The 18,635-nt window shown below is 64.7% G+C and carries 28 protein-coding genes; 19 read left to right on the top strand and 9 right to left on the bottom strand.

Annotated features, from left to right (window positions below; translation table 11 throughout):
• The first annotated feature begins 22 nt into the window (after nt 1–22).
• Both TFC3_RS28535 and TFC3_RS28530 read left to right on the top strand, forming a co-directional pair.
• Nucleotides 23–565 (top strand): DUF4352 domain-containing protein, encoded by a 543-nt coding sequence (locus TFC3_RS28535; protein WP_067508289.1) that lies wholly within the window; start codon nt 23–25, stop codon nt 563–565.
• Nucleotides 558–1,217 carry an SIMPL domain-containing protein gene (locus TFC3_RS28530; RefSeq protein ID WP_067508287.1) on the top strand — a complete coding sequence of 220 codons (660 nt, stop codon included), beginning with the start codon at nt 558–560 and terminating at the stop codon, nt 1,215–1,217. Before TFC3_RS28535 ends, TFC3_RS28530 begins: the two co-directional genes overlap by 8 nt.
• Here the strand turns inward: TFC3_RS28530 and TFC3_RS28525 are convergent.
• Nucleotides 1,202–2,047 (bottom strand): aldo/keto reductase, encoded by an 846-nt coding sequence (locus tag TFC3_RS28525; RefSeq protein WP_067508285.1) that lies wholly within the window; start codon nt 2,045–2,047, stop codon nt 1,202–1,204. The genes TFC3_RS28530 and TFC3_RS28525 overlap by 16 nt on opposite strands.
• Nucleotides 2,048–2,115: 68 nt before the next feature.
• Between TFC3_RS28525 and TFC3_RS28520 the strand changes: the two genes are divergently transcribed.
• Nucleotides 2,116–3,372, top strand: a complete 1,257-nt coding sequence (locus TFC3_RS28520; protein ID WP_067508283.1) for a DUF4407 domain-containing protein — start codon at nt 2,116–2,118, stop codon at nt 3,370–3,372.
• Nucleotides 3,373–3,500: 128 nt separating this feature from the next.
• Here the strand turns inward: TFC3_RS28520 and TFC3_RS28515 are convergent, their stop codons facing one another.
• Nucleotides 3,501–4,268, bottom strand: coding sequence for an RNA polymerase sigma factor SigF (locus tag TFC3_RS28515; protein ID WP_067508281.1), 768 nt, complete (start codon nt 4,266–4,268; stop codon nt 3,501–3,503).
• A gap of 136 nt (nt 4,269–4,404) precedes the next feature.
• Between TFC3_RS28515 and TFC3_RS28510 the strand changes: the two genes are divergently transcribed.
• The 8 genes from TFC3_RS28510 (at nt 4,405) to TFC3_RS38275 (ending at nt 9,108) form a co-directional block, all read left to right on the top strand.
• Nucleotides 4,405–4,860: a 2'-5' RNA ligase family protein gene (locus TFC3_RS28510; RefSeq protein WP_082772674.1), complete on the top strand. Its 456-nt coding sequence runs from the start codon at nt 4,405–4,407 to the stop codon at nt 4,858–4,860.
• Nucleotide 4,861: 1 nt separating this feature from the next.
• Nucleotides 4,862–5,728, top strand: coding sequence for a DMT family transporter (locus TFC3_RS28505; protein ID WP_067508277.1), 867 nt, complete (start codon nt 4,862–4,864; stop codon nt 5,726–5,728).
• On the top strand, nt 5,715–6,011 hold the full coding sequence (locus tag TFC3_RS28500; RefSeq protein WP_153040524.1) for a hypothetical protein: 297 nt from the start codon (nt 5,715–5,717) through the stop codon (nt 6,009–6,011). The genes TFC3_RS28505 and TFC3_RS28500 overlap by 14 nt, the downstream gene beginning before the upstream one ends.
• Nucleotides 6,012–6,127: 116 nt before the next feature.
• Nucleotides 6,128–6,424: a hypothetical protein gene (locus TFC3_RS28495; protein WP_153040523.1), complete on the top strand. Its 297-nt coding sequence runs from the start codon at nt 6,128–6,130 to the stop codon at nt 6,422–6,424.
• A 142-nt stretch (nt 6,425–6,566) separates the two neighbouring features.
• Nucleotides 6,567–7,598: a WXG100 family type VII secretion target gene (locus tag TFC3_RS28490; protein ID WP_153040522.1), complete on the top strand. Its 1,032-nt coding sequence runs from the start codon at nt 6,567–6,569 to the stop codon at nt 7,596–7,598.
• Nucleotides 7,598–7,927 carry a hypothetical protein gene (locus tag TFC3_RS28485; RefSeq protein WP_067508268.1) on the top strand — a complete coding sequence of 110 codons (330 nt, stop codon included), beginning with the start codon at nt 7,598–7,600 and terminating at the stop codon, nt 7,925–7,927. The genes TFC3_RS28490 and TFC3_RS28485 overlap by 1 nt, the downstream gene beginning before the upstream one ends.
• A gap of 107 nt (nt 7,928–8,034) precedes the next feature.
• Nucleotides 8,035–8,940 carry an IS5 family transposase gene (locus tag TFC3_RS28480; protein WP_369819702.1) on the top strand — a complete coding sequence of 302 codons (906 nt, stop codon included), beginning with the start codon at nt 8,035–8,037 and terminating at the stop codon, nt 8,938–8,940.
• An 18-nt stretch (nt 8,941–8,958) separates the two neighbouring features.
• The gene (locus tag TFC3_RS38275) at nt 8,959–9,108 is read left to right on the top strand and encodes a hypothetical protein (protein ID WP_161952696.1); all 150 of its coding nucleotides are present in this window, start codon (nt 8,959–8,961) and stop codon (nt 9,106–9,108) included.
• A gap of 119 nt (nt 9,109–9,227) precedes the next feature.
• Here the strand turns inward: TFC3_RS38275 and TFC3_RS28475 are convergent, their stop codons facing one another.
• Nucleotides 9,228–9,512, bottom strand: coding sequence for a hypothetical protein (locus tag TFC3_RS28475; RefSeq protein ID WP_067509774.1), 285 nt, complete (start codon nt 9,510–9,512; stop codon nt 9,228–9,230).
• Nucleotides 9,513–9,682: 170 nt separating this feature from the next.
• Here TFC3_RS28475 and TFC3_RS28470 point away from each other — a divergent pair, with 170 nt between their 5' ends.
• Genes TFC3_RS28470 through TFC3_RS28455 form a run of 4 tightly spaced genes read left to right on the top strand, consistent with a single transcriptional unit; the run spans nt 9,683 to nt 12,361 of the window.
• Nucleotides 9,683–10,051 carry a hypothetical protein gene (locus TFC3_RS28470; protein ID WP_067508264.1) on the top strand — a complete coding sequence of 123 codons (369 nt, stop codon included), beginning with the start codon at nt 9,683–9,685 and terminating at the stop codon, nt 10,049–10,051.
• Nucleotides 10,048–10,995: a hypothetical protein gene (locus TFC3_RS28465; RefSeq protein ID WP_067508262.1), complete on the top strand. Its 948-nt coding sequence runs from the start codon at nt 10,048–10,050 to the stop codon at nt 10,993–10,995. Before TFC3_RS28470 ends, TFC3_RS28465 begins: the two co-directional genes overlap by 4 nt.
• Before the next feature lie 5 nt (nt 10,996–11,000).
• Nucleotides 11,001–11,513, top strand: a complete 513-nt coding sequence (locus tag TFC3_RS28460) for a hypothetical protein (RefSeq protein WP_067508260.1) — start codon at nt 11,001–11,003, stop codon at nt 11,511–11,513.
• Nucleotides 11,514–11,527: 14 nt separating this feature from the next.
• Nucleotides 11,528–12,361, top strand: coding sequence for a hypothetical protein (locus TFC3_RS28455; protein ID WP_153040521.1), 834 nt, complete (start codon nt 11,528–11,530; stop codon nt 12,359–12,361).
• A 220-nt stretch (nt 12,362–12,581) separates the two neighbouring features.
• Here TFC3_RS28455 and TFC3_RS38270 read toward each other — a convergent pair whose 3' ends face one another.
• Entirely contained in the window at nt 12,582–12,737 is a 156-nt protein-coding gene (locus TFC3_RS38270; protein ID WP_161952695.1) for a hypothetical protein, read from the bottom strand.
• A gap of 471 nt (nt 12,738–13,208) precedes the next feature.
• On the opposite strand from TFC3_RS38270, the gene TFC3_RS28450 reads away from it, so the two are divergent.
• The 4 genes from TFC3_RS28450 to TFC3_RS28435 are packed head-to-tail and all read left to right on the top strand — an operon-like array spanning nt 13,209 to nt 15,350.
• Nucleotides 13,209–13,511, top strand: coding sequence for a hypothetical protein (locus tag TFC3_RS28450; RefSeq protein WP_161952694.1), 303 nt, complete (start codon nt 13,209–13,211; stop codon nt 13,509–13,511).
• Complete coding sequence (locus tag TFC3_RS28445) at nt 13,508–14,230, top strand: hypothetical protein (RefSeq protein WP_067508254.1); 723 nt, start codon at nt 13,508–13,510, stop codon at nt 14,228–14,230. Before TFC3_RS28450 ends, TFC3_RS28445 begins: the two co-directional genes overlap by 4 nt.
• A complete protein-coding gene (locus TFC3_RS28440; protein WP_067508252.1) occupies nt 14,227–14,544 on the top strand; it encodes a hypothetical protein in 318 nt (105 codons plus the stop codon). Before TFC3_RS28445 ends, TFC3_RS28440 begins: the two co-directional genes overlap by 4 nt.
• Nucleotides 14,545–14,555: 11 nt before the next feature.
• A complete protein-coding gene (locus tag TFC3_RS28435) occupies nt 14,556–15,350 on the top strand; it encodes a hypothetical protein (protein WP_067508250.1) in 795 nt (264 codons plus the stop codon).
• Between the two features lie 11 nt (nt 15,351–15,361).
• Here TFC3_RS28435 and TFC3_RS28430 read toward each other — a convergent pair whose 3' ends face one another.
• The 5 genes from TFC3_RS28430 to TFC3_RS28410 all read right to left on the bottom strand — a co-directional run bounded on the left by TFC3_RS28430 (nt 15,362) and on the right by TFC3_RS28410 (nt 17,992).
• Nucleotides 15,362–15,703, bottom strand: a complete 342-nt coding sequence (locus TFC3_RS28430; RefSeq protein WP_067508248.1) for a hypothetical protein — start codon at nt 15,701–15,703, stop codon at nt 15,362–15,364.
• 183 nt (nt 15,704–15,886) lie between these two features.
• Nucleotides 15,887–16,201, bottom strand: coding sequence for a hypothetical protein (locus tag TFC3_RS28425; RefSeq protein WP_067508246.1), 315 nt, complete (start codon nt 16,199–16,201; stop codon nt 15,887–15,889).
• Nucleotides 16,202–16,302: 101 nt separating this feature from the next.
• The gene (locus TFC3_RS28420; RefSeq protein ID WP_153040520.1) at nt 16,303–16,956 is read right to left on the bottom strand and encodes a hypothetical protein; all 654 of its coding nucleotides are present in this window, start codon (nt 16,954–16,956) and stop codon (nt 16,303–16,305) included.
• Nucleotides 16,957–16,970: 14 nt separating this feature from the next.
• Entirely contained in the window at nt 16,971–17,564 is a 594-nt protein-coding gene (locus TFC3_RS28415) for a hypothetical protein (RefSeq protein ID WP_236718497.1), read from the bottom strand.
• Nucleotides 17,504–17,992: a hypothetical protein gene (locus tag TFC3_RS28410; protein ID WP_067508239.1), complete on the bottom strand. Its 489-nt coding sequence runs from the start codon at nt 17,990–17,992 to the stop codon at nt 17,504–17,506. Before TFC3_RS28410 ends, TFC3_RS28415 begins: the two co-directional genes overlap by 61 nt.
• Nucleotides 17,993–18,635: the final 643 nt, after the last annotated feature.

The raw sequence follows: 18,635 nt of genomic DNA, 5'->3' as shown, positions 1-18,635 counted from the left end.
CCAAAGGCAAAGCGAGGATTCGATGTACGAACGCAAAGCCCCGTTCCTCGCCGCAACCCTGCTGCTGCTGGCCGTGGTCTCCGGCGCCGCCCTGGTCACCTTCATCGGCATTGCCGCGCGGCATTTGTCCGGCGGCGCCCCGGTGCCCGGCCGGATGAACGAGCCGATCCGCGACGGCGATCTGCGCTTCACCGTGCTGGGCAGCCGATGCGGAATTGCTCAGGTGGGCACCGAGGATCTGGGTCAGAAAGCGCGCGGCGAATTCTGCCTCGTGCGACTGTCGATCAAAAATGTCGGGGTGGCCCGGTGCGTATTTGACAGCACCAAGCAAAAAGCCTTCGACACCGCCGGAACAGCCGTGGCGGCCGATGGCACCGCGAGCCTGTTCGCCGATCAGCGCACCCTGGCGCTGCTGCGGCCGCTGAGCCCGGGCCGCAACGTCAGCGGCACGCTCGCCTTCGACGTGCCCGAGCCGGCCGCGCTGAGCGCCATCGTGCTGCGTGCCTCGGTGGGTACGCCGGGTGTCAAGATCCCGCTGCACCCGGTAGCGTCGCGGGATGGCTGACCAACCGATCATCATGGTTCGCGGCGAGGCGCAGCGCGAGGTGCCGCCGGACCTGGCGATGATCTCGGTGACTGTCTCGGCCCGCGACCAGGACCGCACCATCGTGCTGACCCGGCTGACCGAGCGGGCCGCCGAGCTGCGCACCGCCTTCGACGAGTGGTCCGGCGCCATCGAGAAGCGCGAGACCAGCGGCGTGTCCATCCGTCCGGAACTCCGGCGCCGCGGCGAGCGGGTGGCGGCCTACACCGGCAGCATCACCACGACGCTGACCGTCACCGACTTCACCGTGCTCGGCGACCTGCTGCTGCGCCTGGCCGACCGGGATCAGAGCCGGGTGGCCGGGCCGTGGTGGGCGTTGCGCCCGGGCAACCGCGCCGATGCCGAGGTACGCCGGGCCGCGGTTGCCGACGCGCTCACCCGCGCCCGCGAGTATGCCGACGCGGTGGGCGCCCGCGTCGACCGTCTCGTGGAGATCAGTGACGAGGGCGCCCACCGCAGTGGCATGGCGCGCATGGCGATGGCTGGCGGTGGGGCCGGCGGTGACGGTGCACTGGAGCTCGAAGTCGACCCGGAGATGCAACTGGTGCACGCCTCGGTGATCGTCAAGGTGACGATCACCGAGCCGGCCCCGCTGGATCAGGACGGGACGTAGTCGAAGGTCTCCGGGTTGGGCCCGGTGCGACCCTTCTCGCCCTTGTCGAGCGCGGTGATCGACCCCATGTCGGCGCCGCTGAGCTCGAAGTCGAACAACGCGAAGTTTTCCCGTACCCGATCAGGGGTGGTGCTCTTCGGGAACACGATGTCCCCGCGCTGAATGTGCCAGCGCAGCACCACCTGGGCCGGGGTCTTGCCCAGGCTCTCGGCGATGGTCACGATGACCGGGTCGCCGAGCACCGCACCCTGGGCGATCGGGGACCACGCCTCGACGGCGATCTGGTGCTCCTGGCCGAACGCGCGCACCTCGTCGTTGGTGAAGTACGGGTGCGCCTCGATCTGGTTGACCGCGGGGCGGATCTCGGTCTCGGTGTGCAGCCGGCGTAGCTGGTGCGGGGTGAAGTTGGAGACGCCGATCGAGCGCGCCCGGCCCTCGCGGTAGAACTCCTCCAGCGTCTTCCAGGTCTGCACGAAGTCGCCGTTGTAGCGCGTCGGCAGCGGCCAGTGAATCAGGAACAGGTCGACGTAGTCGCTGCTCAGGGCCTTGAGTGTGGCGTCGAAGCTGCGCCGGGCGTCGTCGGGCAGGTGGTAACCGTTGTTCAGCTTGCTGGTGAGGAAGATGTCCTCGCGGGCCAGCCCGGACGCGGCGAACGCCTCGCCCACGCCCTGCTCGTTGCCGTACATCTGGGCCGTGTCGATGTGCCGGTAACCGACCTCGAGGGCGGTGGTGACCGCCTTCTTGGTGTCCTCCGGCGGCACCTGGTAGACACCGAACCCGAGCTGGGGGATGGTGCGGCCGTCGTTCAGGGTGATGTCAGGAATGCTCATGCCCTCAGGGGTACCCCGATACGGCCGTTTCGCCCGCGCGAAACACTGTGATGGGCAAGACTCGCGATATGCGTCGCTTGTTGCTCCGGATCGCCAACGTGAACCCGGACAGCGTGACCACGCACTCCGACCGGGTGCTGTACGCCTCGATCGGCGCCTTCATCCTGCTGTATTTCGTGTACGGGACGGCCGGTGGCGCCGCGTTCGTCGACGCCAGCGCCAACTACACGCACCCGTGGTGGATGTGGCTGGTCGGCCCGCTGGTGGCGATCGGCGTCATCGCCTACGACCGCGCCGTTGTCGGCCGCGTGGCGATCAACTATGACCGCCTCGACTCGGCCGACCCCGATGACCTGCTGCGCCACCCCACACTCGGGCTCTACCTCGGGCGCCTCTGCCTGGCCCTGCTGTTCGCTGTGATCATCACCGAGCCGCTGATGCTGGCCCGGTATCAGGGCGAGATCAACGCGCGGCTCAACGAGGTGCACAACGCGCAGATCAGCGAGATCGAGCAGGGTGGCGCGATCGCCACGTACGACGCGCGCCTGCAGGAGCTGAAGAAGCAGGCCGCCGCGGATGACAGTGCGGTCCAGGCGCTCAACACCCGCGCGGCCGAGAAGCGTTCCGATGCTCGCAAGCTCTATCAGCAGGCGCTGGCCGACTCCGAGGGCGACGGCGTCTCGCGCAAAGCGGGCTGCCCGGCCGGTGGTTTCTGCGACACCCTGGTCAAACGCTCGCGGGCTCTTGACGATCAGGCCGCGCGCCTCGATCAGCAGGCCGCGGCGTTGCAGACGACCCAGCAGCCCGCGCGCACCTCCCGCCAGGCCGAAGAAGCAGACCTCACGACCAAGATCAGCGAGCAACGTACGGCCAATGCTGACGCGATCCGAGCCGACGCCGGTTTCGGCGCTCGCACCAAGGCCATGTGGTACCTCGTGAGTAGCGACTTCTGGGGCATCGGGGTCTTCTACATCGGCATCGCGCTGCTGCTGGTGGCCCTGGACTGTGCCGCCGTCGGTCTCAAGATCGTCTCGCACGGCAACGCGTACGAGCGCACCGAGGCCCGCATCGCCCGCCGCCGTGAGCATGAGGCCGCGATCGGCTACGAGCAGGGCCTGCGCGACGCCCGCCGCTACGCCGAGGCCACGAGCCGGGTGATGGCCGAGAGCATCGGCAAGGCCTCGCGCGACGAGGAACTGGCCGACATCGCGATGGACCGGGCCCGGACCAAGCTCTACAAGAGTGTTGCGTCAGCGCCGGTGCACCTGCTGGAACGGCACCCCGCTGCCCGATCCGCCCGCGACGTTGACCGCCTCCGGGCATAGTGCAACTTGCAGTTACCAGCTAATATGTCACTCCGGCGCACCGCCTTGCCCACGCTCTGTTACTGGCGGCGGCGTCTGTTCCACAACTACGGACGTACCCGACTCAGCCCGGGTACGTCCGCAGTTCTTCAACTGAGGTGGGTCCGCAGCTTTTCGAGGGACTTGCTGATCAGCCGCGACACGTGCATCTGCGAGACGCCGACCTGATCGGCGATCTGGGTCTGGGTCAGGTTGCCGAAGAACCGCAGCATCAGAATGCTCCGTTCGCGCTCGCTCAGCGTGGCCAGCGCCGGCCCCAGCGCCAGCCGCGCCTCGACCAGCGCGAACCCCTCATCGTCGCCGCCCAGCATGTCCCCGAGCTCGCCCGTTTCGCCGGGCCCCACGGGCGTGGACAGCGAGGTCGCCCGGTACGCGCGGGCGCCTTCCAGACCCTCGATCACGTCTTCCTCGGTCACCCCGAGGTAGCTCGCCACATCCGCGACGGTGGGGGAGTGGCCCAGATCGTGGGTCAGCGTGTTCGTCGCCCCGGTGATTGCCTGGCGCAGCTCCTGCAATCGCCGCGGCGCCCGCACCGACCAGGTGCGGTCCCGGAAGTGCCGCTTGATCTCACCGACGACCGTGGGGATGGCGAACGCCGCGAACTCAACGCCGCGCTCCGGCTCGTACCGGTCAACCGCCTTGATCAAACCGACCACCGCGACCTGCACGAGGTCATCGAGTGGCTCCCCCCGATTGGCATAACGCCGCGCAAGATGACGGGCCATCGGCAGCCACGCCTCAATCGCCCGCTCCCGCGCCGAAGTCCGCGCCGGATGCTCGATGGGCAACCTCACGAAGCGGTCCATCAGCTCACTCGCCCGCGCGTCCCGCTCGGCGAATGTGAGAGTCTCAATCATGCTGGGTGCCTCCCCGTGGCTGTTTGCCTGACATTAAATGTCCGCAAGCGCCCGGAAACACTTTGCTACACGGCAATTAACACTTTGGGATGACGTGCCAACCATCATGGTTTAGGGGGCCACGAAAGTGCAAACCGTGGAACTGCTGCTCAACGCCGGCTTGGAAGCCGAGGTCAGAGCCGTATGGCAGCGCCTGCACGCCACCGGTTTGCGCAGTCTGGCCACCCATACCCATCCCAGCAATGCCCCGCACATCACCCTCGCCACCGCCGAGGAACTGCCGCCCGACCTAGCCTTGCAAGGCCTGCCCGTCGATATCGTGCTCGATAACGTCATTGTGCTGGGCCGCAACGTCGCCTGGCGGGTTCGCCCCACCGAGTCCCTGCGACAATTGCACCGGACCGTCTGGCAATCCGTGGACGACCAAAACCCTTTGCACGCGCCGGAGAACTGGATCCCCCACGTCAGCCTGGCCCTGCGCACAGACCCGGCCGGATATCCCCGGACCCTCCCGGAAACTCACGGCCAAGCAGTGGTCGCGCGCACCTACGACAGCATTTCGCGTACGGTCACAGCGCTCGATCCCGCCTGACATGCTCACGTTCCGCGTGCTGCTGTCAGTAGCCTGCGCCCAAGCCGGCGGCGCCATTGCCCGCGCCCTGTTCGGCACCATCGGCCCCTACGGCGTCCTCCTGCTCAGGCTGTCCATCGCAGCCCTCATTTTCGCCATTGCCATCCGCCCCCGCGTACGTTCCTGGCCCCTCCCAGCGTGGCGCGCAGCCATCCTGCTCGGCGTATTCTCAGCCGGCCTGAACGCGCTGTCCTACTTGGCCCTGAACCTCGCCCCTCAGGGAATCGTCGTCACTGCCTCCTTCGTCGGCCCCTTGGTGCTGTCCCTGGCGCAGACCCGCCGCCCGGTTGATGCGCTGTGGGCCCTGATGGCCTTCGGCGGCGTGGCGCTACTCGGTTTGCGTACCGGAACAGACGTGCCACTACCGGGCCTGCTGCTGGCTCTCGGCGCGGGCGCTTGCGGAGCCGGCTACATCTTGTGCAGCGCTCGGGTGGGGAGTGTGGTGCCCGGCTTGGGTGGCCTGGCTGTGTCTTTCGGGGTGGCTGCGGTGCTGATTCTGCCTTTCGGGGCGGGGCAAGCTGGGCGGGCGTTCACGGATGCTCGGCTGATAGCGGGCGTTGTTGCGGTTGCGGTTTTGTCATCAGTGGTGCCGTACGCGGTGGAGCTGACGGTTCTGCGGTCGATGTCCACGCGGGTATTCGGGGTGCTGATGAGCTTGCAGCCGGCTGCCGCTGCTGTTGCCGGTTGGCTGATTCTGGGGCAGCGGCTGGGGTGGGTGCCTATCGCGGCACTGGTGCTGGTGACTCTGGCCAGCGCGGGAGTGACGCGAAGCGCGGGACAGCGAGGTGAGCGGGCCGACACCTATGCTGCTGACGGTGTCGACCGCTGAAGAAAATGAGCACCTGAGACGATTCCGCCTCGACCTTGCGACGCTGCTAATACTTATAGGCTTAATCACCGCCAGCGCGGGAACCTTCGGCGTCATCAATGGACAAGAAAACATCGGGCTCCTGTTGCCGGTGTTCGCCTTGTTCACGCTCAGCGGGGCGGCTGGCATCGGGGTTCATGCCGCGACCGACCTCAGCTTGTCCCGCCTGTTCTCGCTGTGGTCGGCCATGCTGGCCGGGGCGGGCGTGTTGGCGGCCTTCGCCATCAGCAGGTTCATGGTTTGACCACGAATCGAACTTCGTGATCCTCCAGGGCTGCGCCGTCGCAGGTTGACCATCTATGCTGCTGCTTCAGAGATAGACAATGACCCCAGGAAGGGTCGTGCACGAGAGGATCGGTGTTGGCTACCGCTGAGGAACGCGACGACATCAGAAGGATCCGGCGTCGTGCGGCGGACCTTTCTATAGGTGTTGGCATTATCGCGATCCTTTTGTCTGTCGGGACCATTGCCTTCTCGCCCGCAGGCGCGGACCTGGCTTTGCCTAGTTTTGCCCTGTGGGCGCTGGGCGGTGTGGCCGGCGTGGGAGTGTATGCCGCATCAGACCTCACGCTGTCGCGCTGGTTCACGCTCTGGTCAGCCACGTTAACCGGCGCTGGCATAATTGCATTGATTGTCATCTATAAGGTTCTCAACTAATTGGACGCGTTGGTATTTCAACCGGCGTTGTCGGTCGGTGTGACATCACGGGGGATACGCCAGGATGAGTTTCCGAGTGGAACCGTCATACCTTGACGGCTACGCAGGGCAGGTGCACCGAGCCGGCGATGACGCTGCAGCAGTGAAGAAGTACCTGGTCGACCACCCCACCCGAAGTGGCTTCATGGACGGGGCGGTCAATGCGCTGCTCCTTCCGGTCGAGGACGTTTTGAAACGATCCGCTACCGTGTCACAGGTGGCCTGCAACAAGGTCAGCACTGTCCTCAATCAGAGCGGCTCCGGTCTCACCGATGCGGCGAGCTGGTATCGGCATACCGACGTCGCAGCAGCCGCACGCATGGACGCTACCCTTCCGACGACGGGAACCTGCGCCAAGACGAACCTCGAACGACAGTGGGCTGTTAACGCTTGTGGACCTGGCTTCACTGACTCTCGGGATCCGTCATCCCGCTTGATGGCCGTAGCCGACGTTGAGTTCTCACATCCTTTGGCCTGGATGGACTATCTGAGCCTCTCGAACTACATTCTGTTGGCATTCGACAAGGTCTTCGGATTCAATCCTCTTGAAGAGGCCCTTGAATTCCTCGGCGGGGATTGGCAACCCGTTGCTCAAGCGGGCGTTGCATTTGGTAGAGCTGCCGACGCAGTGCAGGATCTTGGCTACAACGTGCAAGGTGGAGCGATTGCGCTCAAGCCGGGCTGGGAGGGTGCGGCCGCTGATGCCGCGTACTTCCGGTTTACCCAGCTCGCCGATGGCGCCGCGAAATTGGCGGATCCGCTACGCCTGATCGGCAATAACTTCACTGAGATTGCGCAAGGTGTTTACAACACCACCGAAGCGGTCAGCGGATGGTTGAAAGGCCTCCTCGACAACGCGATCGTTGCCGGCATCGCCATTGTGGCAGGAACTGCAACGGCAGCAACAGGCGTCGGTGCTGTCGTCGGGTATGGCGTCGCCGGCCTGGAAATCGTTGAGATGCTTGAGCTTTGGGCGCAGGCAACTGCAGCCATCAATGCCATCTATGCCGTGGTGCAAGGTTCCCTGGGAGTCATCGAGGGATTGCTCACGCACATCGACGAAGCGGTGCCGAACCTCAGTGATTACACCGCCTATCAGCACCCGCAGGTCCCCGACTGGGTAGGAGCGCGCTGATGCACGACAGCGTCTACGAGATCGCCGGTGACGACCCCCGCATCGCCAAGTTTCTGCGGACCACCCTGACCCAGCTTGCCGACGGCGACGACCCCCTCATGCGCGAAATGGCCAAGGGGGTCCTCGACGGCAGCGTTGACCTGCGCCAGGCCGCGACCTCGCCCGCCTACGATGCCAGTTTCAGTGCCGCCGCCGACTCGTTCTGGTCCTACTACGAGGGCTTGAATGAGGACGAGCGGCAAGAGCTGGCTCGGTCCGGAAGCAGCCAGCTCGACGTCCTTCTTGACGAGCCCGACGAGCCACCGGCTAACGAGGCAACAGGAGTTTGACGGGGAGGACAGTGTTGGTGGTCGCCGAGGAGCACGAGGACATCAAGAGATCCGTCATCGTGCGGCTGATCTCTGCATCGGAGTGGGCATATTCGCGGCCTTAGTGAGTGTTTCTGAGGGGTGTCGGACGGCGTGTCCGAGGGCTGTGGCTGAGTCGGGGTCACGGTGTGGGGATGGCCCGTGAGCGGACGTATCCTTCGGACTTGACTGATGAGCAGTGGGAGATGATCGAGCCGATGCTCCCGTTGATCAAGGAGCCTGGCCGGATCCCGAAACATCCGTTCCGTGATCTGGTGGACGCGATCTTGTATATCGATCGATCGGGGTGCTCGTGGCGGCAGTTGCCGGCGGACTTCCCGCCCTGGGAGACCGTCTACGGCTGGTTCCAACGATGGAAGGCCCGCGGGGTTACCGACCAGATCCTGCAGGAGTTGCGCGAGCAAATCCGTCTGGCCGAGGGTCGCGAGGCCGAGCCGTCGGCCGGTGTCATCGACTCGCAGTCGGTACGCGGTGCCGACACCGTCGGCAAAGACACCCGCGGCTACGACAAAGGCAAGAACGTCAACGGGCGTAAGCGTTTCATCGTCACAGACACCCTCGGCCTGCTCATGTCCGTCACCGTGCTGGCCGCCTCATGGCAGGACCGCGACGGCGCGAAGACCGCACTGCTGAGCGTCTACCTGGCCACACCGATCCGTCATGTGTTCGCTGACCAGGGCTTCGCAGGACGGCTCGTTGTCTGGGCCGCGAGCATGCTGCGCATGGTGATCGAGATCGTGCGTAAACCCGCCGAGCAGCGCGGGTTCGTCGTCCACCGCAAACGATGGGTCGTCGAGCGAACCTTGGCCTGGCTGATGCTGCACCGGCGCCTGGCCCGCGACTACGAACGCGACCCCGAGGTGTCCGAGGAAATGATCCGCTGGGCCGCCATCAGCCAGATGCTACGACGCCTCACCCGCAGCGAACCCGCCCGCCGCCAGCAACGACGACAAGCCCGACCCACCACCATCTAAAACACTCACTTAGGGATCGTGTTCTTCCTGATCTTTGCCGATATCGAGATCGACGCCTTACTGCCGGGCCTCGTACTGTTCGCTATCGGCGGCGCGGTCGGCGCTGGTGTGTACGTCGCATCGGACCGGCTCTGTCCCGGTGGTTCACCCTCTGGTCAGCCGTGCTGACCGCGGCCGGCCTGGTTGCGGTGATCGTGGCCAGCCAGTTCATGAGCTAGCACGACTTCACGGGTACAACTGCTCCCACGCGGCGGCCGATACCGCAGGAGTGGACTCCCCGGCTGAGATCAGGCGACGGCTTGCGCAACCAGCTCGCCATCGACGTACGCGTAAACCGGTTGCGGCCTGAAGCCGGCCATCAATCGCTGGCGATGCTTCTCGATAAGCACCCGGTGCTGCTCCTCATGGCCGACGACAAACTCGAAGCGCTTGACAAGATCGACGGAAAGAAACTGAACCGTCGACACGACATCAACGCCATCAACCTTGATCGACAGCCCACCCCAGAACTTGTCAAACCGAAACTCGACCCGATGCCGCTCGCCCGTGCCCACATCAAAGGTCATCAGCATGCTCACCACGGTAGGCGATGCCTGCGAGGCGGTCAGCGGCAGGTTTGAAAGTTCCGCGCTAGGCCCATGCCACTGAGGGAAGGCACCCCCCAGCGACGCCGCCACCTCGGGCTGCTACATAGAAGATCTTTGCTGCTACATTCGGTCAGACCTATCGGGGAGGGTTGATCGTGTCGCACACCGGCGAGGAACTGGGAGCCGACCTCGTAGATCTCTACGACGCCGGGCGGTACAAGATGAAAGTGGTTGCCGAGCAGTTCCGCGAGGCCGGCGGAGAGCTGTTCCGCACCGAAGGGCTAACCGGTGTGTTTGCTCGCAATCCAGCACTCGGTGGGGTGTACGGATCGGCCAAGGCGCCGTGGGAAGGCCTACGCGACGCGATCGTGGACGTCATCTTCGAAACCGCCGCCAACATGGACGACACCGGCCTGGCCTTGATGATGGCAGCCGAGGAGTACGCGGCAACCGACGACGTCGCGGCTAAGAAGTACGAGGCCATGAAGGTCTCCATGGACCAGTTCCAGGGCATGCCGTCGTGAGTTACGAGCAGCTTGCCCAGCACGCGGCCAAGATTGAACAATCCGCCGCCATCATGGACCTCAAGCAACGCGGATTCACTTATCACAACGGCCGCTTCAGCGACGCCGGCATGACGAGCGAAGCAGTACAGGACGCGGTCGACGGAGCAGCGGCCCGGTTCGCCGGCGTAGCCGACATGTTCACGCCGTTCCTAGGCATGCCCGACCCGAATGCGTTCGATCCGTTGAGCCAGGCGTTGGGGCGAGTTGCGACCACGCTGAACAGCAGGCAAGGCGAGGTGCCGTACAACGAAAAAGGCGTTCTCGCCAACCCCGCCCTCGGCGGTATCGATGACGTCAAAGGGTTGGTGAAGGACTGGTACGGCGGAGCGGCGCAGAACTTCAAGGACAACTTCCTGTCAAAATGGGATGCGATCACCTCGAATCAGCTTGCGCTGGTTATCGCGCTCAAAGGGGGTATTGAGGCGGAGGCGGCGATGTGGCGCGAAGCCCGCGCGAACGTCGACGAACTCGCGCACAAGGCTCAGGCTTCCCTGGATGCCATGCTGGACTGCAATCCCAAGGATGTAGCGCTGATGCTGACCGTGGCGGGCTCGATCTTTGCGGTTGGGGCCGCCGTGGCAAGCGGTGGGACAGCCCTCGGCCTGACCATCGTTGGCGAGGCCGCTTCATCAAGTGCAGCGATTCCCATGAAAGATCCCGAGCCGGTGCAGTTCGGTGGCAAGAATGCGAGCGAGGTTGTCAATGGCATCCAGAAAGCCTTGAACAAGCTAGCCCAGCAGATCATGGACGCGGAGAATGTCGTACGCGACGCAATGGTCAACTGCCAAGACGTGATGAGCCGGAACATGGATCGGATCCTTGCGCCCCGTCCGCTCCTGGCGGACGCGACCGCGGCGACCATCCGGGACAACTATGTCGGCCTGGGCACGGCGGAGGGCTGAGTCCAATGGGTGAACTGGCCGACCGAGTCGACAGCATGCGCGTCCGCGCTTCCACCCCGGACAAGGGGATCATCGGCGAGCTTTACAGTCGCGACCAGCTGTCGCTCTCCTTCCAGGAGGGCCTCTACCAGTTGCTCGACGACGAGGCCTTGGAGAGGCGACTCGCCGTACTCGCTAATCTGCTGTGGGTCGCGCGGACCCGCGAATACTCGCGCATCTACGCCGATATCACGGGTGACTACTCGGTCGGTGAGGAAAAGCCGATCAGTGAGCGCGACATCGCGTGGCAAACGGAACGGGACAGTCTCGAGGTGTCGGGGTCTTCGGCCGACGGCCGGCTCACCGTACGCAGCGTTGGCATGCGTCAGTGGGACGTCGCTGTCCAGCCAGGTACCGCCCGTGAACTTGACGAGCACCAGCTATCGGTAGCCGTTGGTGAGGCGGCCGGTGCGCTGATCCGCCAGCAGTTCGCCGGGCTTGCGGCGCTGTCCAACAAGTACTACGGCGACGAGCGCTAGCGGAGGAACTGATTATGCGGCGTTCTTTTCTTGGAGTCGCTCTCGGCTTAATTATGGTTTCGGCAGGCACTGTCGCCGGTTGCACTCCTGGTAACGACCAAGCGGACCAGCCGACGTGCCGCCTGGTCACGCCACCATCGCTTGCCGGCCCAACGGCCGCCGGCGGCGTCAAGGTCGTCGAGCAGGGCTACACCACAGTTCCGCCCGACCGGGTCCAGAACTCAACCAATTTCCCCCGGGTAAGCATTGGCGCTGTCCTGGAAAACACCAGCAATCAGGTCGCCTATCGCACCCGGGTCACCTTCGACGCCTACGACACGGCTGGCCGGTCGGTGGTGTCCGGTCCGCAGGTGGATTACCGGACCATTGAGGTGCCAATCATGGTGCCCGGCGCCAAGCTGTCCGTAGGAAACACCGTGGTCGCCGATCAAAGGTCGACCGTTGCCAAGGTCTCGGTGGCGCCGACGGTCTCAGGGTGGTTGCCACCCGGAGATGCGAGCAACGGTCTTGCGCCTATTACCGCGATGACCGTGAACGCAGGCGAGCGCAAGGCCGACGGCTCGGCGATCCTCTCGTTCACCACGCGAGGACAGAACTGCGCCAACCTTCTCTCACGCGGCACCACATTTGCCTGGCGCGATGCCACCGGCAAACTGGTAGGTGGCAACACCGACGGCCAGACCAAGCAGTCCGCCTGCCAGACGGGTGGCGAGGCCAAACCCCTTACCGCGATGTCGCAGGAAAACACCGTGCCTGCGACGGCCGACATCGCCAAGACTCAGGTGAGCGCACTCTGCGACGTCGCCAGAGCTCCAGGCGTCATTTCGTCCGGGCAACCAATCAACTGAGGCAGCGCTGAAGCGTCTCGGAGCGATAGTTCTCATTACGACGAGCCTGACTGCCGGTTGCAGCCCCAGCAAGGACCCCGATGAGGCGACGTGCCGTTTGGTCACGCCATCATCGTCCGGAGGCGCAGGGCTACACCTTCCTTCAGCCCGACCTGGTCCAGTACTCCACGACCTTCCCCCGCGGGTGAGCGCATAGCGGGGTTGCTCTTAACATCGGACGCTAATGCTGGGCGGCTTGCCACCAGGTGGTGACCCGCTCAACCATGGGCGCAATGTCCACCTGCTCAGTGGACACGCCGAAGTGACCGGTGACTTCGCCTTCGGAAAAGCGTGTGAGTTCGTCCGAGCCGGCTCCCGAAGCCAGCTTTTCAAGCAACGGCTCAATCAGGTAGTCGTACCCGTCGACATTGCTTTCGGGATCGACGGCGCCTGTGAAAGCCCAGTCGTTCAGCAGGCGCCGAAGCTAGTCCGCGCGGCCATTTACGCTCATGTCTGAGACGCTGACGCGGCCGCTGGGCTCGGCCGGGCGCTTGAAACGAATACGCTTGCAGCCAGGGCTGCTGTCCCTCTCAACACACCGAAGTTCAGGTAGCGTGCGCCGATAATCGCGGGACAGCGAACATGTCGATGCTTTGGTAACTTAACCTGCCGGGCGATCATGAGGCGAGGAGGCGGCGTGGCGGGCCAGACTGACTCATCTCCGGCTCGTGCTTCCGAGGGGCATTGCGGCCGGTCGGCGTATGAAATCCACTGAAGGCCTGATGTGACGCGTCGAGGCCTTCCAATTTTCCTGTGGCTGCTGGGTCCACTGTTCGAGCTGGGCGGGTTGTTTCTGCTTTCTGTCGGCATGCCCGACGCCATCGAGAACGTCGTCCTCGGTCCCCGGGTCGTCCAGATAATCGCGGGATTTTCGCTAGTAGTAGCGGTGGTGGGCGCGTTCTTCGCCTGGCGAGGTATTGCCGGCGCGAAGCGGCTGATCACCACACTCGCCTTGTCCGCTGCGGCGGGTTCAACCGTGGCCCTCGGCATCTTCTTTATTTTGTCCGATGGGCTGGCGCCATTCGCTGTTCTCATGGCTCAGTCAGCATTGTCCATTGCCATGATCTGCCGTGCGGCACTCAAGTCGTCGAGTAAGGAAGGGCGTCGATGAACAACGACATGGTGGCCCGATTGGGCGAGTTCCAAGCAAAGGTGGCCGAGTTCAGCGCGCTTGCCAATCAGCTCACCTCAGCGGCTCCGCAGCAGGCAGAAGGCTACGATTCGTCTGGCTGCATTCGCGTGGTTCTCGACAACAGCGGACTGCCCTCCCTCGTGTCAATCCGCGATGAATGGCAGCAACGGCTCGAACCAAGCAATCTCGGCCGTTCGGTCATGGACGCCAGCACCGATGCTGTGCGGCAGGGAATCGCTGCCCTGACTGACAACCTCGACAGCAGTGACTGGTGGATGCAGAAAAAGCGGTTGGAAGCGGGGGAGTTGCAGTCGGCGGCCCCTGCTGCGCCTGCGATGGCGCCCGGTGTCGCTCGTGAACCGCTGGATCTCACCGAAGGCGTCCTTGAGAAGCTGCAAGAGGTGCAACAGAAGCCTTCTGAAGCGGCGGCGTCGGTAAAGGGCTCGGACAGCAGTCGCCATGTGTCGGTGGTGCTGACCGCGAACGGCTTCTCCGACTGCTCCATTGATGAGCAGTGGGCCGCACGGCGCAGTGGGAAGGCGATCAGCCAGGCCCTCATGCAGGCCGTGCAGGAGGCCAGACGCACTCTTCGACCACAGTCGGCATCAGGGCCGCACCTCGATCAGCTTCTCCGTGACGCGCTGGCAACGCTTCAAGCTGTCACCCCGACCAACAAAGGTGGAGCGCAGCCCTCATGAGTGATGTACCAAGCGCGGCCGAGGTCAAAGTTGCGACTGACGTGCTGCGCAGAGAAGCCGGCGTGTGGGATGAGCAAAGTGCAGGGCTCAGAGGATTGAGCTCCAAGGTCGGTGCCATGGAGTTCGGGCGCCTTGAGGCGGGCCTGTTCCAGCTAATGGTGGGTCCGTACAACGATGTTGTCCGAGCGGTGTCCAGCCGTGCGCAAGAAGGTGCCACTGCGCTGACGGATATCGGCACAACTCGTCGTTCCGTGGCGAATACCTATGACGCGGAAGACAACGCTGATGAGCACCGCATCCGTAACGCCTACTGACGGGGGCCGACGTGGATTTCAGTACCGCCCAGTTCGAGGCAACACTGCGTGAGATCGAGTCCGGCATGGCGACTTTCTCCGCCAATCTGAACAAGATCCCGCCTGCCGCTCAGCAAGCGACGAACCATTGGTTCATTACCGACGCCGCGGCCGAGGCGATTACCTGGCTGGCCACCAAGACGGTGGAGGTCGGCCAGGAGATACTCGACTGGATCATCGACCTCCTCAAGGGCGCGGCAGCCCCCATTTACATGGCCATCGACGGTTTCACGTGGATGGACGTCCGAGGCGCGGCGAATATTGTCGGCGCCAATCTGACTGACCAGAACCTCTCGATTGACAACTCAGAGTGGTCGGGCTCGGCACGAGACGCCTACGGCAAGACGGTCGGCGCCCAGTCGGCGGCGGCGTCACGAATCGGCTCCATTGCTTCCACGACGTCGACCAATCTGTTCGCGTGCGCCGTCGCTGGTGCGGCGTTCTATGCCACCCTCGCCGCTGTTTTGGCAAAGTTGATCGCGGCCACCGTTGCCGTCATAGCCGCATACGCTTCCGCGGCCTTCTCCTGGGCCGGCGCCGCGTTGATGCTTGAAGAAGCAGGCGTCAATACCGCGATCATTGCGACCGCGATAACGACAGTTCTTGGCTTCCTCGGAGCACAAGCCGCCGCAATGACGGCCCTGCATGGCGAGGCTGTCGACCCAACGAGCTACCCAAACGGGGTCTGGCCGAAATCGAACTCTGACCAGTACAGCGACGCGACGGTCAAGGACGGCGACGCCGACTGGTCCTTGAAGCACAGCTGATGTGAGCTGGCTCAGTCGGTTTCGGTGCGGGGATGGCGGTGCGTACGTCGCCGACGTCGTCCATTCGCCACCTGGACCGGCTCCGAGATAATCCGCTTTCGGGCGTGCCCGACCATGTGTGCGCGCCGAGAACCCGTCGCAGTCTCCGCCGAAGGAGAAGGCGTTCCGGGACGCTTGCTCAGGGCCATGTCGAACATCGAATGCGAGGCGCGGTCGTACCCGTTGCGGTAAGCCTCGTCGCGGTCGATTCCTTGCTTGTACCACTGGTGGATGCGGCCGGCGGCGTAGCCGCTGGCGATGACGAAGGCGAGGGCGAACAACGCCTGGATGAGGCTGTTGCCGGGCACGGTCATGAGGGTTGGAACCTTTCTGGTGCCGCATGCCCCCGCTGCGCGGCCGTCCAATGTTCGAGAGGTGCCGCATGCCCCCGCTGCGCGGCCGTCCAAGGTGAGAAACCGCTGCGCGGCCGTTCATGGTGAAAAATCGTTGCGCGGTCGTTCGAGTGTGAGAACTCCGCCGAGCGGCCGGTCGAAATGTCAGTGCTGCTGGATCGGCACGACCGCGCGGATCCGGGCGCGTTCCTCGATCTCCGCAGGCCAAGAAGCGGGCAAGGCGGCGGGCAAGGCGGCGGGCAAGGCGGCGGGCAACGCCGTGGGCGATGCGCCGGGGTGGTTGCGGACGGCCAGTTGGAACAGGGTGTGGGACGCCTGGTTGTAGCCCTCGCGGTATGCCACGTCGCGCTCGAAGCCGTGCCGGTACCACTGGTGCACGCGTCCCGCGACGTAGGAGGTGAAGATGACCATTACCACGGAAAGCACGAGCTGTAGAGCGATGGAACCGGACGGTGTCATGGTGGTAATCCTATGTTTGCCTTCCGGCAAATGCATTGTCCGTGCAGGCGGATCGGATCGGACGCGCGGCGGTGACGAAATAGCTGTTTGTTCCGGTGTTTCTACATGACAGAAAGTTTCTCAAATTCCTGGAACGACGCATGCTGAGCGGAATCGGAATCGCCGGCACCACGTCCGTCGATATTGGTGCCCGTGGCTGAGGGTTCCAGTGTGACTTCCGGCTCGTGATGGTGATGATGCCGGGGTGTCGGCGACGCCGAGGACGGGGATGGCGACGGCGACGGCGGGGTAGCGGACGGTGCAACCGGAATGGCGGATGGTGGCCGGGAAATGGTCGGCGCGACGCTGGGCAATGCCACTACGGCCGCCCCGGGAATGATCACCGGCGAGCTTGGGGAACTGTCGAGGCCGGCCCAATGCGTGCCGTACCGGGCGGCGACGGTATACGTCAGGGACTGCCCGGTGGGGGCGGCGTGGTCGGTGCAATGGGTGAGCTTTGCTCGTACCGTGCATGCGGTTTGCGAAAGCGCACCCACGTGGCGCGTGATCACGTAGGTCTGGGCGAACGCGACCTTTTCCCAGGTGATGACCTGTCCCTTGGGCCCGGGCGCGGCGGCGGGCGGCAGCATTTGCGGGATCCGCGCGGCGTGCACGGTGAACGTCGGCGAGGACGAGTCCACATTCCAGCCGCCGTAGGCGGCCATTCCGCTGCCCGCCGCGGCCAGCGCGACAGCCACGCCGGCGACCAGCAGCACCGCCTGGCGCCGTTTCACGAAGCGCTGCTCTGACCGTTGGCCCGCACCGGAATGATGAACGTTGCCCCCTGGCAAGCGCTGTCCGAATCGTTGGTCATCCGCAGGCCATTGGCAAGTTTGAAAGCGCCGACGGTGTTCTTGGGTACCTGCCAGTTCACCGTCAGCGTTTCCCGGCTGATGCTCACCCCGGTGATGCGGCAGCCCGCGGCGCGGTGGTCCTCGTCAGCGAGCACCGTGCCGCCGAGGCTCAGCGATGTGATCGTTATCGGGAAGTCGTTCTGGTTGGTCACCGTGACGTTGAGGCTCGAGGTGCCGCCGGGGTACAGCGGAGCGCTGTCGTCGGAGTGGGCTTGCAGCTTGAGCTCGACGGCCGAACCGGCGATCGCTACGCCGGTTCCGGAGCCGTTCAGGGACCAGTAGGCCCAGGCGGCGCCAGCGTTGGCGATCACTGCGGCAGCGGCGGCAGCACTGAGGACAGCCTTGCCGCGACGGTCGAGCTTGCGCATGCCCAGCCTCCCGAATCTCTGATCGATATAAGACAGCGTCGTCACGGGGCCGCGCTGACTGCGGCAAGCTCGACGTTGAAGGTGAAAACGGCGCCCTGGCACGCGTCGTCCGCGTCGGCCGCCATTCGCAAGGCGCCCGCCCAAGCAATTCGCCCGCTGGCCGGGGCCGCGGTGCTGCCCGCAGGCACGGTCGCGTCGTCCGGAAGCGGCGCGTCATCGACAACTTTCACATTGGCCGCGGCATCGCAACCCGGCGTGGGAGAAGTCAACTGCGCCAAATCAACATCGGTTATCCGTACGGGAAAAGCATTGCGGTTCTCGACGGTCAGCAAAACGGTTGTCGCATTTCCCGGAGTAAGCCCCGCGGACAACCCGGCCCCGGTGACCTTGAGCGTCACCGCGGTTCCGGCCTGAGCCTTGGCGGTGCCGGATCCGGAAAGGTTCCAAGCCGCCCAGGCCGCACCGGCCACCCCGAGCACGACGAGCCCAGTGCCACCTGCTGCTGCTGACCGTTTGCTGAACTTGCGCATGCGCGCAGACCTCCTGCGAAGGTGAGTGCGCCCCCGGTCGCCGGGACCGCGACCAGGGGCGCGGGGGAATGGTTGCCGCGCGATTCCGGTGGAGGCGGAACAGCGCAGGACCACATTCCCCGACAATGGGCAGCCGCGAGATCGGTTGACCGTGCGGCAATCCCCGCCGGAACACACGCGCGAAGTGCACCCACCGGATTAACCCGCCAGCGTGAAAACAGGCTGCATGCTGCATGGAGGATCAAGGTCGTGAACCGGTCGCGCGGCCCCGCCTACCCCGTTGATCAGGGACAACATCGGGTTAGCACCTCCCGCCCAGCCCTGGCAAGTCACCCAACCTCCACCCGCCGCCAAAGACCGCCCCGAGCCCGCCAAAGCCAAAGCCAAAGCCCCGGCGAAAGACAAAGCCACCGCGAAGGACGAAGCCCCGGCGAAAGACGAAGCCACCGCGAAGGACGAAGCCCCCGCGAAAGACGGGGAAGCCGGGAAAGACGGGGCAAAAGCAAAGTCACCCGGGGTCCCCGCCGTCGCGTAACGGCGGGAACCCCGGCACCCCCCCGGCCCCCCGGCGGGGCTTACCGTGCGCCCCCCCCCCACCGGGGGGGGGAGGGGAGGCCGCGGCGGCAAGTAAAAGGGGGGGGAC

It is taken from the genome of Actinoplanes sp. TFC3 (assembly GCF_001553785.1).
Classification (GTDB): Bacteria; Actinomycetota; Actinomycetes; order Mycobacteriales; family Micromonosporaceae; genus Actinoplanes.
This window is presented reverse-complemented; position numbering and strand designations above follow the sequence as displayed.

What these genes read in the sequence shown, in the direction of transcription:
- TFC3_RS28475 (WP_067509774.1), bottom strand. Translation starts at nt 9,512, where the DNA reads ATGCTGATGACCTTTGATGTGGGCACGGGCGAGCGGCATCGGGTCGAG.
- TFC3_RS28530 (WP_067508287.1), top strand. Translation starts at nt 558, where the DNA reads ATGGCTGACCAACCGATCATCATGGTTCGCGGCGAGGCGCAGCGCGAG.
- TFC3_RS28450 (WP_161952694.1), top strand. Translation starts at nt 13,209, where the DNA reads ATGCCCGACGCCATCGAGAACGTCGTCCTCGGTCCCCGGGTCGTCCAG.
- TFC3_RS28460 (WP_067508260.1), top strand. Translation starts at nt 11,001, where the DNA reads ATGGGTGAACTGGCCGACCGAGTCGACAGCATGCGCGTCCGCGCTTCC.
- TFC3_RS28425 (WP_067508246.1), bottom strand. Translation starts at nt 16,201, where the DNA reads ATGACACCGTCCGGTTCCATCGCTCTACAGCTCGTGCTTTCCGTGGTA.
- TFC3_RS28525 (WP_067508285.1), bottom strand. Translation starts at nt 2,047, where the DNA reads ATGAGCATTCCTGACATCACCCTGAACGACGGCCGCACCATCCCCCAG.
- TFC3_RS28515 (WP_067508281.1), bottom strand. Translation starts at nt 4,268, where the DNA reads ATGATTGAGACTCTCACATTCGCCGAGCGGGACGCGCGGGCGAGTGAG.
- TFC3_RS28455 (WP_153040521.1), top strand. Translation starts at nt 11,528, where the DNA reads ATGCGGCGTTCTTTTCTTGGAGTCGCTCTCGGCTTAATTATGGTTTCG.
- TFC3_RS28535 (WP_067508289.1), top strand. Translation starts at nt 23, where the DNA reads ATGTACGAACGCAAAGCCCCGTTCCTCGCCGCAACCCTGCTGCTGCTG.
- TFC3_RS28410 (WP_067508239.1), bottom strand. Translation starts at nt 17,992, where the DNA reads ATGCGCAAGTTCAGCAAACGGTCAGCAGCAGCAGGTGGCACTGGGCTC.
- TFC3_RS28430 (WP_067508248.1), bottom strand. Translation starts at nt 15,703, where the DNA reads ATGACCGTGCCCGGCAACAGCCTCATCCAGGCGTTGTTCGCCCTCGCC.
- TFC3_RS28505 (WP_067508277.1), top strand. Translation starts at nt 4,862, where the DNA reads ATGCTCACGTTCCGCGTGCTGCTGTCAGTAGCCTGCGCCCAAGCCGGC.
- TFC3_RS28485 (WP_067508268.1), top strand. Translation starts at nt 7,598, where the DNA reads ATGCACGACAGCGTCTACGAGATCGCCGGTGACGACCCCCGCATCGCC.
- TFC3_RS28445 (WP_067508254.1), top strand. Translation starts at nt 13,508, where the DNA reads ATGAACAACGACATGGTGGCCCGATTGGGCGAGTTCCAAGCAAAGGTG.
- TFC3_RS28520 (WP_067508283.1), top strand. Translation starts at nt 2,116, where the DNA reads ATGCGTCGCTTGTTGCTCCGGATCGCCAACGTGAACCCGGACAGCGTG.
- TFC3_RS28440 (WP_067508252.1), top strand. Translation starts at nt 14,227, where the DNA reads ATGAGTGATGTACCAAGCGCGGCCGAGGTCAAAGTTGCGACTGACGTG.